The sequence below is a fragment of the Paenibacillus sp. FW101-FHT12H11 genome, from assembly GCF_058790355.1.
This window is the reverse complement of sequence record NZ_JBYTCO010000003.1, coordinates 655215-668609: the sequence shown is the minus strand read 5'-3', so window position 1 is coordinate 668609 and position 13395 is coordinate 655215. Positions and strand designations below refer to the sequence as shown.

The following is a 13395-nucleotide window of genomic DNA, read 5'->3' as shown; positions in this document are numbered from 1 at the left end:
CACTCCCTAAACTTTTTGTATGCGCAACGCGTAATAGAGTTTTCCTGGCAAATCTATTCGAAAACGCCCTTCATGTTCACCCTCTACTGGGGTAACGACCATATTCCATGTATCAATTACATCCACTCGATAGGTTCCTTCCGGCAATGAAAATTCACGATAAGCAAAGCGATGTGGCCCAAAATATTGCAAGTAATATTCGCCTCGAACGGACAATGTCGCTGCATCATAGCTATCGCTTGTATAAGCCAACCGAGGAGGAGCTTCTTCAATAATTCCTTTTAAGAATTCGATCCTCCGCATGCTTTTTCCTTGCAGTTCTCCGCCATGTGACCACCATATTATTTGTTCGGTATTCCAATATGTTTCCCCATGCGTCACATACCCGCCTCGGCAGATGCCTTCCCAGACCCGGCAAAGCAATTCTTCCGGCGTTAAGCTGCCCCACCTTGTATCCAAATTGCCTTCATAACCGCACTCGTCAATAACGGCCGGCTTGCCGTATTGTTTGGTGCATTCCGAAACCACTTTCACATCTACATGCTGAATGCTCGCATGTGTCGTCCATGGCGTGCCGAAATCATACCAGGTTTGGCAATTATGAATAGACCGCAGATGGCCTCCATAATCGCATTCCTGGACAATCCGAAATAGTCGGCTCCAGTCATCCAATTTTTTATGCGACATTAAATCGTATTCATTCGCTAATGACCACCAAACATGGCTATAAGCTGCGAATCGCGAAACGATATAACGCACATAGCGGTCATCCGCTTCTTGCGGCATCCGGTCGAATCCCCAGCGCCCTTCATCGTAGGGATGAAACAAGACGAGTTCCGCCTGAATGCCCAATTCGGCTAAATCTTTTACCCGTTTCTCCAAATGTGCGAAATAGTCTGGAACGATCCGTGTATAATCAAAACCGGATTCGGGCGAACCTTCGAATGGATAGATAGCGGGCTCCCGATCATTAAACATGTACGACTTCGGGAAAACCAACATCCGAATTTTATTAAATGGCGCATCCCTTAGCGTTCGCAATGTTTGCTCCTGTACTTCCTTGTCTTGCAGATGCCACACATAACTCGTTGTTCCGATTGGCGTATATCGTGTACCGTCCGCATATTCGAAATACACAGAGTCCTTCACCCTCACAGGACCGTGGTTATTCGGATTCACAGCTGAAGTACAAGCAAATTCACCCTTCACCCTGTCCATTCCCGCGATCGAACTTGAAGTCTCGAAGAGCCATTGACCTTCTTCCTCCGGCATAAAACGGATCCGATACTTGCCGTTACCGTCATAAAAGCCTTCGGCATAAGCTTCATTCCGTCCCTTCCGAAACCGGGCGCTAAGTTGAATGTCCGTGAACGGATTCCCCAGAGAGGGGCCTTCCAGCGTAAGCTCAAAAATGCCCCATCGCTCTACATTCCTTGAGTAGATCAGCTTTCTCTCCTCCTTCCACATCAGCTGCTTGATTCAACCTTTTGAATTCGAAGCGCCATAAAAGGTTTTCCGGGCAGGTCAATCTTGCAGTTCCCGCTGAACGTGCCTGACAAAGGGGTAATTGTCATATGCCAAGTATCGATAAGTGCTATTCGGTAGGATTCTTCCTGCTTAAGTTCCAAGACCTTATACGCATGCTGATGGCGCCCGAAGTATAGCAGTTTATAGGTGCCTTCTTCCGCCGCTTTCATCCAGTCCGCCGGGCCTTCCTCCATTACTTTGCGCAAAAAAGCAATTTGTTCTGTACTTTCCCCGTATAACTTGCCTCCGGAAGAAATCCAGGCTCTCGTTTCCCGGTTAATGAAGGACTCTCCATGCCCGACAAATCCGCCCCTCGACAAGCCCTCCCAGAAACGGTGTGTCAGCTCCTCGCCGGAAATATTGCCCCAACGTCTGGAACTATTGCCTTCATAGGAAATCTCATCGATGACAATCGGTTTGGCAACGGCTTCACGCCAAGACGTCGTCAGTTCGGCATCCCAATGCTGAATGCTTTGATGTGTAATCCAAGGCTTACTAAAATCATATAAACTTGATGATTTGTACATCTTCGTTCCGTTATGAATGGACCGCAAATGCTGGTACGGATCGTATCGCTGAGTTAATTGAAGCAGCCGGTCCCAGTCGGCAATCGTTTTGTATTTATTAAAATCATATTCGTTGCAGAGAGACCACCACACATTGCGAAACGAGGCGAGACGGGCGATTACATAGCGCAGATAAAAGGCATCCGTTTCCGGGTCCATATTATCGACGCCCCAATATCCTTTGTCGTAGGGATGGAATAAGACGAGATCCGCTTCTATGCCAAGCTGCATGAGATCGCGAATACGATCTTCCAAATGGGCGAAAAATGCCGGATTAAATTGCTTTTTGTCCAAATCCTCAGGGCAAGTGCCGGCAAAAGCTACCCTTAGAGGCGGCTGCATATCCCGGGTTGGCAATAAACACATTCTGACTTTATTAAAAGGCGAATCCTTCAACGTCTGTAAGGTGAGCTCTTCCAACTCCTTGCTGCCATGGTGTGTCCAATGATAGCAAGTCGTGCCGAACGGCAGATAAGGCGTTCCATCCTCATAAGCGAATAAATACTGATCTTTTACCCGCACAGTGCCGTGATTCCCGGCAGATGGCGGCGTGCATAAGAACTCGCCGCTTTGTCCGTCAAGTTCTTCCTCACTGCTGCGGGTCACATACCGCCAAATGCCAGGTCTGTCGGGCATGAAACGAACCCGGTACGTGCCGTCACCATCATAAAAACCGTCTGGTTCAACAATAAAGTTTTTGTATTGAAATTGTGCGGAGAGTTTAACATCCAGAAACGGATTTCCTTCCGTTGGCCCTTTCAATGTCAGCTCGAATTGTGACCATTGCTCCACTTCCCGCATGTTCATCTCAATTGCCATAGGCTCGCGATCCCCTCCTTTTCAATGCAACGACACCCGGTTACTTTATCCCGGAATGAGCCATTGTAGCGATAACCTTACTTTGAAATACGAGAAACATAATCAAGTTTGGCAAAAACAAGAGGAGTGCAGCTGCGGCTGCGGCACCCTGCCGGGCCACACTGTTCGCCATACCGCTCGTTAATGTTTCCACATAGAACGGGAAAGTTTTCATCGTCTCGTTCTGCATATAGAAGGTCGATGTGCTAGCATCTTTCCATGCGGAGTCAAAGGCAATAATCGCAATTGTCGCAACGGCGGGCATGAGCATGGGAATGACGATACTGATAAAAAGCCTAAGCTCCTTAGCTCCGTCCAGCCGTGCAGAATCCAACAGTTCATCCGGCAGTTGGTCGATAAATTGCTTCATAAGGAACACGCCGGTTGGCACGGCGACGAGCGGCAAAACGTGTCCCCAATACGTATCGAAAATATGCAGTTTGCTGATGATTAAATATTTAGGGATTTCGACCGTTTCCGGTACGAACACCAACGTCAGCAAGATCGTTGCAAACACCAGCTTATGCCCTGGAAACTTATGTTTGGAAATGGCGTAAGCGCACATTGCGCTTGTCATGGTAATCAGAAATACAGCCATTCCTGTGACAATAATGCTATTGAATAAATAACGGGAGACCGGAACCGCCGTCCCTTTGGTCGTGGCAAGCAGCTCAGCAAAGTTCTGCAGCGACGGTTCCCTTACAAAGATGTTTGGCGGATAAATAAACAGCTCCTGATACGGTTTGAAGGCATGGTTAATGATGTATACAATCGGCAGCAGCATGAAGATGCTCAGCGCGACGAGAAGAACGGCCGCAAACATCTCGAACGGACTCAACCGCCGAATCCCCACTCTCCTGCGCCACGCGTGCAATTGACGCATTGTCCCTGCAATTTTCATTTATTCTTCTCCCTTCGTTCCGAACAGCTTCCAGCTCAGCTTTTGGGCGAAATAAACGATGGTTAGCAAACACACGGTCAAAGCCGTCGCATAGCCGAGTTCAAACCGTTTTAGTCCATAATCGTCAATATGCGTTGTGATCATATGGCCTGCATATTCCGGCGTCGGATTCATGCCGGACAACGCCGTTCCGATAGACGACAGCTGAATCGCACCTACGATGGCCATAACGGCCCCGAACAGCATTTGCGGTTTGGTAGAAGGGATCGTAATGTACCACACTTCTTCCAAACGGCTGCGAATGCCATCCAATCTGCCTGCCTCGTACAATTCGGGATTCACGTTGAGAATACCCGCTAACATGCCGAGGAACCCGATGCCCATACTTTTCCAAAGAGAGACGACAACCATGGACGTCATTAAGTGCTCTTTACTTGTTACCCACTGGACAGGTTCGCTAATCAAGCTCATTTTTAATAAAAAACTGTTCAAATAACCGATTCTGTCGCTGGAAAGCATTGGCGTCCAAATAATGCTCATCGCAACCAAACTTGCCAAGGAAGGCGTATACATGGCCAGTGTGAACCATTTCCGGTACACCCCGGGCAGAATCGAGATCAGCCAAGCAAGCATGAAGGCGCACACATAGCCGCCGGAGCCTACAATTAACGCAAAGGAAAGCGTATTGGGAAGCGCATATTTAATCAAAATGAGGTCTTGGGAAAGCATATACCGGAAATTGTCCCAGCCAATAAACCGAGGTGCTTCAATGGCATTGAAATAAGTAAAGCTAAGCGCTAAGGCGGACAAAACCGGCAGCAAAATAAAAATGATAAAACAGATCAGGAACGGGGCGATGAATAAATACGAGACCCGATATTCCCAAAGCGTTTGCAGCGCTGATATCAGCTTACTTTTTCGTATTTTGACCGGTTGAATCGTTCTTGGAAGCACTCGCGCCTGCACTTCACTTTTTAACATACTTATCCACTCCTTCCCATGGCTTTGTAATCACGGGTATATTCAAAGAACGTACTAATTGGCCGTTGGCATCAACAAAATGAAACTCCTGCATCTTCCTCTGGATTTCCCTGTCCACTTCTTTTATTGCGGTTTCAAGCGAAGTCCGATAATTTTCCCCGTTGATAACAGTTCGAGTCCAAGCGTTCGTAAGCTCACGCTCCATATAGTAACTGCCCGGCACTTTCGCCACTTCACGGAACCATTTCCACTGTTCCAAAATCGCTTGCAAATCCTCTTCCTTCCAAGGAAGCTTAACAAAGGAATCCACATTGGATGTGTACCAGCGGAACGTAACCCCATTGAGCGTTTCCAAATCGAGGCCGTATTTCTCTTGCACCTCTTCCGACATCCACCATTTCAGGAATTCCCAGCTTTCCTGCGGTTTCTTCGTGTGTTTGAAGATGGCTGAAGCAAATTGATCGCCGCCGTTGCCTCCCGTCCATCTAACAACTGTGCCATCCGCTTGCTTGACCCCTGGAATCGGTGCTACGCCCCATACGCCATTCAGTTCAGGTGCTGCAACAGTCAATTGGAGATAGCCATTCAAATCGGCAATACCGATCGGATAGGAACCATCGCGGAAATGCTGTACGAAATTATCGCTTCGTTGATCGATCCCGTATTTGTTTTGCAAATCCGTCCACTCTTTGAACGCTTCGAAGCCTTTATCATTGTTGAAACCTGTTCTGGAACCATCCTGCTTGATGTACTCAAGGCCGTGCATTTGCATAAAGATGCTGTGTTCAACCGGCGTAAAATTCATGCCGTTTTGTTGCAGCACCGGCAGCATGCGGTACATGTCATCCCAGGTGTCTGGAACGCTAAGCCCTAGATTTTGCAAGATATCTTTCCGGTAAAACATCATGGAGAATGTCTGTGTTTCCGGAACGGCGTAATAACCTCCATCATAGAAGTACGGCATCCACGCACCCGGAGCGAATTGCTTATACACGTCATCGAAATCCGGGAATTGTTTTAAATTGTATACCCCATTACGGATGGCATAATCAAACGGCGTATCATGCGGCAAACCGATACCGACGTCAGGCGCCATCCCGGCCGCATTCATCAAGAGAAGCAGCTTATCGTCCTTCAGCAGGTTGATTTTCACTTTAATGCCCGTTTGCGGCGTAAACATTTCATTCGCCATGCTTTGCAGCAAATTCACGTAATCCCGTCCACGGTTCATCCACACATTGAGCACTTGATCATCCGTTTTTTCCGCAACCTCTTTGCTTCTGAACGTATTGAAGAAATTAATAATCGAACCTTGGATCTTTTCCGCAAACGTCGATTCCATTTTTGGAAAAGGCTTTTGAGCCGGAACAATGAAAATCCGGTCAATTTGCAGCGGCTGTGAGCTAAGCTGTTTGACCAAGTCCGCCAGCTTGCCTTGCATGGAATTCATCCGGCCTGCATCATAAGGAATTTCATCCGGATACTTTAATAGCGTTTCAATATCTTTGCTTACCGTCACTAACCCTTGGGACAAAGCGTCGGAGCGGCCATTGATCGTGGTTAATTGTTCTCGGGTTGCCGCAAGATTATCATTCAGTTCCTGCAGCTGCTCAACAAATCCAGGTAAATCCTTTTTAAGATCCCAGGTCCTGTTTTTGTCATCTACCCCTCCCGTCAACGTGCGCAGATCTGTAGAAAGCTTAACCAATGTGGCAATTCCTTTATCCATTTCGGCAGCAGCCGGAATGAGAGGTGCCTGTGTGACGCGCATCGAAATGGTATTGGTCCCTTTTTCCAAATAAAACTGGTACGGCTCGCCCTCATCATTGGCTAACTCCCGCCCTTTCCAACCGGTTGCATAAGGGAAGCGATACGCTTTCAACTCGGAAAACGGAACCTTCCCGTTAATCATAATCGTCCGGAACGATGACCGGTTGGAAACTAACGATTGCTGCTGACGCAGCGCTATTTTGTAGAAACCGGCGGCGGGAGCCTCAAAGCTCCAGCTGATTTCTTGATTTTTTGACGACCAGTGACTTCCATCCAGCGTATTGTAGCTAATTTTGCCCCGCACATAAGGGCTATTGGCAATATCATTATCATAAGCGAGTGTAATGGAAGAATCATTTTTCCAACCAACCTGCTCCGCTTCAATCACAATGGGGTCAGCTTCTACAGGGGCGGCATTCTTGGGCTGCTCTTTTTTTACAGCTGCATAATCCGCAACAGGGACAGGCGCTTTGAAAGAAATAGACTCCAGTGCCATTGGATCGCTTCCCGCCAAGCGGATTTTATGCTTCCCAGGTGTCAAATTCCACAGGAGAGGGTCTAAATAGGCCCCGGACATATCACGCAATTCCCAGGTTTGCCAACTCGAGATATCGTTTGCTGCCGGACGAATTTCGTCGCCGTTGTCATCTTTGACGATCGGCATTTTATCCTTCCAGTGGCGATACAGCTCAATCGACTTAGATTCAAGGTAGGGTGAAACGCCGTCAACACTTAGGCTGAGTGCAATTGGTTTCCGATCCCTCGAATCCACAAACGGATGGTACGACATCTCAATCGTATAAAGTCCGCCCTGTGCAACGTCCAGATCATATTCGACCCATTCGTCGCCTTTGGCTTTCCAAACCAGGACGTTATTCTTGCCGTCATATGACTCAACCGCAACGTTCGCATTCGCCGACTTTCCCGACAAACTTGCTGCCGATAACGTCATGCTCCCGGTATGATCTTCTTTGGCGCCGTTCTTTTTCCATCCTTCAAGTACTTCTGTATACGCAGGTATCAAATTTTTCGCTGTATTCGATGCATTTGATACATTTGATGCAGCCTCCGCGCCTCCAGACGTGGAACTTGCTTTAGGCAATGTGCCATTGTTGTCAGCCAGTGCCGTTAGTGTAGGTCCCAGCACGCATACGAGGGCTAACATGAAGGACATCACGGCCCGTGTTCTAAATAACGCTTTCAACTCCATCCCTCCCGCTGCACCGCTCTAGTACCACAGATTCTCAGTGGTTTCTTTATCAAAGAACAGTGCTTTCTGCATATCTATGGTTAAAACCAGCTTCTCATCGTCTTCAAAGTTATGGTCGGCCTGTGCCCTTGCAATGAGCAGTTTGGGCATGCCGATGTCCAAATACAAATACATGTCCGCACCCATTAATTCATTTAATTTCTGAATGCCGGTAATTTGCGCATGGGGATTGGCTTCCCGAATGGCTGGATCCAGATGGATATTCTCACAACGGATGCCCATGATGACGTTTCTGTCGATCTTCTTGTGCTTTCTCAGCATATCGGCTTGAAGCTTCGGAATTCGCAGGTAATAGCGGTTGGTGTGAAACTCGAGCGAACCCTCGCTACCTTCCAAAATTTTTCCTTCGATGAAATTAATCGGAGGTGTGCCGATGAATCCAGCCACGAACATATTTCGCGGATTGTTATAGATCAGCTTAGGGGTATCCACTTGCTGGATGATGCCGTCTTTCATGACCACGATGCGATGTCCCATGGTCATAGCTTCCACTTGGTCATGCGTGACATATACCATGGTTACGCCAAGCTGCTTCTGGAGCCCGATAATCTCCGTGCGCATCTGAACTCTTAACTTCGCATCCAGATTCGATAGCGGTTCATCCATTAAGAACACTTGCGGATTCCGCACAATCGCCCTTCCTAGGGCTACCCTTTGCCGCTGTCCGCCGGACAGTTGTCTTGGCTTCCGATCCAGGAACGGTTCGATTTCCAATACCCTTGACGTACTTTTAACCGCTTGATCAATTTCGTTTTTGGCCATTTTCCGCAAGCGTAATCCGAAAGCAATGTTTTCATATACGCTCATGTTCGGGTACAACGCATAGTTTTGAAAAACCATCGCGATATCCCTGTCTTTTGGCGGCAAATGATTGACCAGCTTATCTCCAATGTAAAGCTCACCTGAAGTGATGTCCTCCAGGCCAGCGATCATCCGGAGCGTCGTCGATTTCCCACAGCCGGAAGGCCCGACCATGACGATAAATTCGCCATCCTGAATTTCCAAATTAAAATCTCTGACCGCATAAGCTCTCTCTTTACCAAAACGTTTTTCCACGTGATTTAATAGAATTCGCCCCATTACAGTACCTCCTATAGGTCATATCAACATCTGGTTGATAACGGTTTCAATACGCTTGTTTTTTATTATACACCCCGCATTTGAACGCATTATAGGTGATGATTACTTAGTTATAGGGGGAATCCTGCTTTCAGTTCTTTTCTTTTGTATGAAATAAAACAAAAAAAGCTGCTCCATATCAATGGCCAGCTCCATAAATTAACAAGAAATATCGGATTCGTCGAGTTCTTGAAAGTTTTGACGATATTGTCTTGGTGTTACCCCTGTTTTTTTACGGAAAAGCGCATGGAAAAACTTCATATCCTGATAGCCGACTTGATTGGCAATCTGATAGATCGGGATATCGGTCGATTTCAATAGCTCACAACATTTTTGTATACGAACATTTTGCAAATATTGGGTAAACGACAGGCCTGTCGATTTTTTAAATAATCGCTGAAAATGGCTTGCGCTCAGGAAAAAATAATCCGCCACATCCTGAACCGTCAGATTGTGCGTATAGCGGGACTTGATGAAATGCACAACTTCATCGAACATCCGGAAGGAAGCGGTTTCGGTTTCATTGATCATTTCAAAACGTTGAAGCAATACCAACATTTGGATTAAAAGCGCTGTCAAAACCGTTTCATAGCCGGCACTCTTTTTCAAATATTCCCGATACATGTTTTGGACGATCAAAGAAAAGGTGTCGTGTTTATCCTGAAAATGCAACCAGCGCGCCGCACATTGACTTGGATTATTGATGGCGTCGTAGGTTACGGAATCTTGCTGCAGCAGACTCTTCCATTTATCAAGAAGCTCAACGCGGAAAATACAATTATAGATGACGAGCATTTTATCCTGCTTTGGAGAGGAGGGGCGAAATACATGGGACGTGCCGATCGGAATGACGAATAGATCCCCCTGTTTCACATAGATCACTTCTTCGTTTATATAGTGGTAACCACAGCCTTCGCCAACAAAACTTATTTCTACGAAATCATGCGTATGCTGCAATGTTGTAAACGATTCCAATTCACGATTCAGAAAAATATCCAGATCATTCTCAAAAAATAAATCCCCGCTTAAATGATCGATTCTTCCATTCATAGTTGTCACCTTCTCTTACAAGTTTTTGTGATCTACGTATTCATGTATGTGAATCTGCAGCAAGGCAAGCGGGAACACGTATAAGGTGCTCCCAGCTCCGTCTTGACAACGTGGTTATTGTCCCTCTTTGACCCAATCTAACGTCATGCGGATGTGTTTAATTCCTTTACGCAGATAAGAGAAAGCAAGGTGAATGTGATGATCGCGAGTCGTGATAATGGAAGGGTAGGAATACCCGACTTCCGAATCTTTGTATTCCAGATCGGCCATTTGCACATTTCTGACATACGGCCAAGTGCGGCCTTCGTCCTCCGATACAGCAAGTGTAAGCGGTGTCCGAAGCGGTTTCTTGCGAAACTCCCCTTTGCGCTGAACCCAACGGAACTGATCTCGTTCCATCGTTGAATTGTTGAAGATCAGTGCCAATTGACCATTAGAAAGCTTAACGAGCTGCGTGGAGGAATTATTATTCGGCAGTTCGCTTTTCACTGGGATCGACCAGCTTCTTCCGTAGTCCTGTGAAACACTTGTATAAATCCGGTCGGCTTGGCGACTGCGAAACATGGCATACAGCTTGCCTTCGCCTAGCTCTACAACGTTCATTTGCACACGATGGATGCTGCCTGGCACCTCATATTCCGTCCACGTCACTCCCTCATCAGAGCTTATTAAAACCACACTATAATGCCCCTCAAGCCGACAATAATAAGCGGGTAACAGCCAGTCCCCGTTCTTCAGAGCAAGGGGAGGATGCCTTAAGAAAATCCCCAGTCCATCCGAGAGAACCTCTGTAGCCCCCCATGTTTCCCCACGATCTTCGGAGATTCGGTAAACGATCCTTGATGTTTTCTGATTGTGAGGCTCATTTGACGTGTGGAACAACCAGAGGTTTCCGTTCGGCGCTTGAAACAAAACCGGATTTTGCTCGGACCGCTCAAGATCATCAGAGAGTTGAACCGGAGTCGACCAAATCTTAGAACCTGCCGCTAATCTCGACATAACGATGTTCGTATCCGGGTTCCCTTCCCCGCTGCCGGAAAACCAAACGCATAATAAATCTCCGTTGTCCAGTTCCAGCAAATTTGCCGCATGATTATCATTTGCGTGGAAAACCGGCAGGTAAGCTTCTTGAATCGTTGCATCTGTTCCAACTTCCAGAACAGCACCGTTAAATCTACTCATGATAGGATTGCCCCCTTCTTAGTCTCTAACTCCTGTATAGGAATCTCAATTCGGCCCAGTGTTTGGTTGGAGAATACAAGCTTGCCATCCACATATAGTCGATAGCCTTCCTCAAGATCAGAAACTGTTGAAAGCACGTTCGGTTTCTTGTACGTAATGCGATACTCCGTTCCAGCCACTTTCACCCGATCCAGAGCAAAGAAGTCTAAACCAATATCGAGTGGATCCAAAATGATGCGATCCGCTTCTACCGTGAAACCCGCTACATGCGTAATCATCAGATCAATAAAAAACGAATGATTATATTCCTGCTCATCACTTAACGGTTCACCTGTCGCGCTGTTGTAATGCTCAACAAGTCCGGGTTGATTGAGATCTCTTTTCATAAAATGCAGAAATGCGTACTCTCGCAGCGAGTGGCCGAAGAAGGAATCGTACTGATATCCGCTGCGCTTGCTCTCTTTCGCGAGTGCGTCCAGTGCGATTGAGTTCGTATACGGCCAGGTAGGGCCATCCCACACACAGCCGTTCCGCCCTTTTACAAAATGGCCCATCCAGCCGCCATCTTTGGAGTAAGCCGGGCAATCCATCGAGACAGAAGGAAACGGGCATTTCGAATTAAATTCGCGTTCATTCATGAGATGCCCGATCATCCCTTTATAGGAATCATCAATGATTTGCGCCCAAGCCGGGTAGAAGCCGACTATATTTTTCACGAACGCCTTTTGGTCCGTCTGGTAATGGAGATCGTAGAAAAATTCCGTCTCTTCATCCCACATCTTTTTAAGGATATCCCGCTTAATGCCGTCTGCCATCTGGTGATACATCGTTGCTTCCGAATCGCCGGCGATTTCGCACATATTCGCTACTGCAAGCGTGTTCAAATAGTGATATACGGTACGATCCACTCTTTTCAAGTGCGTATATGTTTCTTTATCCTTCGGATTCTTAGGGTAATTATGAAAATACCAATAACTCGGCTGATATTCTTTTCCTGTTCGCGTATGTTTATATTCAATCATTAATTGATCGTTCCCGCTCCCGTTAACGCGAATGGCTTCTGAGATTTGGCTTTTAAAAGCAGGAAGCATCTCGACGACCATATCCCGATTGCGGTGTATCAAATATAGCTGGTAGGCAGCCCAACAAGTAAAGTTAGCGAATGCATGCATGACGGTATCGACAGTAAGACAGCTGAATTGCCCGCCTTCCCCCGGTGACTCCGCCATATTGCGCAAGGGACCTTCGCTATAGCGCTCTTCATGATGCCATCTGGCATCCATCAAATGAAGCGGTACGGACAAGTTAATGAGTTTACTGAATTCCCAGCCGCCTTTACTGAAAGGTTCTTTGCTTTTCTTATGGGATCTTCCCTCATAGAACAAGGGATAAGTCAAATTGCCGTATTGGGGATCAGACAAATTATGCCGAAGCAGGAACCAGCGATAGATCCAAGTTTTGTTAAGCAACGGATCACTGCTTGTAAACACAGGGGCATTGTCAAACCACTCCTGATATTCCTCGTTTTGCTTTTCAATAATTTGATCGGCTGTCCATCCACCATCCGTATAAGCCGTCGCCCGAGCTTGGAGCAAAGGGGTGTCATCTTGCCCCGATATGCCAAACGAAGCTGCGATGATGTACGTACCTGACTGTCCAGGTTGCAAGCGTACTTCTTCATATAGCGCCGGATCGCTTACAGCTATAGCCCCAGCTACATCGAAACTATAATGCGGAATCTGATATTCACCTTGCAAAACATGGCCACTGCGCGTCTGGAACGCATCACCGTAAGTGGATAATTTCAGCACGAGCTCTTCGCTGCTGTGGTTCGTCCAGGTCTGGCAAGAAACAGCGCAGTCATTCCATGCAATAAACTTTTTTTCTACCAAAGACAGACGGTGATCCTCATACGCCATAAGCAAATAGCTGGGATACCACTCTGTTCGGCATGGCTCAAAACTGCTGATCAAACTATTCTCTACGCTATACAGCATGGGAATGTTAACTTTATGTATAAAATCGAATCTTCCGGAAAAGCCGGGCACAGGTTCCAAACAATCGGCCCACAGCCTCGCTCCTGTCGAACCCAGCAGCAGAGCGCCGGGGTGCGTGCGAAGCGTTTTCCTTCCTGCTTGCAGTTGTTCGTTCACTTGATAAGCAGTCAGAAT

General features: G+C 47.0%; 9 protein-coding genes. All 9 read right to left on the bottom strand.

Features of this window, described 5'->3' with window-relative positions; all coding sequences use genetic code 11:
- Positions 1-6: 6 nt before the first annotated feature.
- The 9 genes from AC3WTJ_RS13045 to AC3WTJ_RS13005 all read right to left on the bottom strand — a co-directional run bounded on the left by AC3WTJ_RS13045 (position 7) and on the right by AC3WTJ_RS13005 (position 13377).
- Complete coding sequence (locus AC3WTJ_RS13045; protein ID WP_492522104.1) at positions 7-1467, bottom strand: DUF5605 domain-containing protein; 1461 nt, start codon at positions 1465-1467, stop codon at positions 7-9.
- The gene (locus tag AC3WTJ_RS13040) at positions 1467-2912 is read right to left on the bottom strand and encodes a DUF5060 domain-containing protein (RefSeq protein WP_492522103.1); all 1446 of its coding nucleotides are present in this window, start codon (positions 2910-2912) and stop codon (positions 1467-1469) included. Before AC3WTJ_RS13040 ends, AC3WTJ_RS13045 begins: the two co-directional genes overlap by 1 nt.
- 40 nt (positions 2913-2952) lie before the next feature.
- Positions 2953-3852, bottom strand: coding sequence for a carbohydrate ABC transporter permease (locus tag AC3WTJ_RS13035; RefSeq protein WP_492522102.1), 900 nt, complete (start codon positions 3850-3852; stop codon positions 2953-2955).
- Entirely contained in the window at positions 3853-4833 is a 981-nt protein-coding gene (locus AC3WTJ_RS13030) for a carbohydrate ABC transporter permease (protein ID WP_127449149.1), read from the bottom strand.
- Positions 4820-7813 carry an extracellular solute-binding protein gene (locus tag AC3WTJ_RS13025; protein WP_492522101.1) on the bottom strand — a complete coding sequence of 998 codons (2994 nt, stop codon included), beginning with the start codon at positions 7811-7813 and terminating at the stop codon, positions 4820-4822. The genes AC3WTJ_RS13030 and AC3WTJ_RS13025 overlap by 14 nt, the downstream gene beginning before the upstream one ends.
- 18 nt (positions 7814-7831) lie before the next feature.
- On the bottom strand, positions 7832-8953 hold the full coding sequence (locus AC3WTJ_RS13020) for an ABC transporter ATP-binding protein (RefSeq protein WP_492522100.1): 1122 nt from the start codon (positions 8951-8953) through the stop codon (positions 7832-7834).
- Positions 8954-9151: 198 nt separating this feature from the next.
- The gene (locus AC3WTJ_RS13015; RefSeq protein ID WP_492522099.1) at positions 9152-10042 is read right to left on the bottom strand and encodes a helix-turn-helix domain-containing protein; all 891 of its coding nucleotides are present in this window, start codon (positions 10040-10042) and stop codon (positions 9152-9154) included.
- A 114-nt stretch (positions 10043-10156) separates the two neighbouring features.
- The gene (locus AC3WTJ_RS13010) at positions 10157-11224 is read right to left on the bottom strand and encodes a sialidase family protein (RefSeq protein WP_492522098.1); all 1068 of its coding nucleotides are present in this window, start codon (positions 11222-11224) and stop codon (positions 10157-10159) included.
- The gene (locus tag AC3WTJ_RS13005) at positions 11221-13377 is read right to left on the bottom strand and encodes an MGH1-like glycoside hydrolase domain-containing protein (protein WP_492522097.1); all 2157 of its coding nucleotides are present in this window, start codon (positions 13375-13377) and stop codon (positions 11221-11223) included. Before AC3WTJ_RS13005 ends, AC3WTJ_RS13010 begins: the two co-directional genes overlap by 4 nt.
- Between the last annotated feature and the right edge of the window lie 18 nt (positions 13378-13395).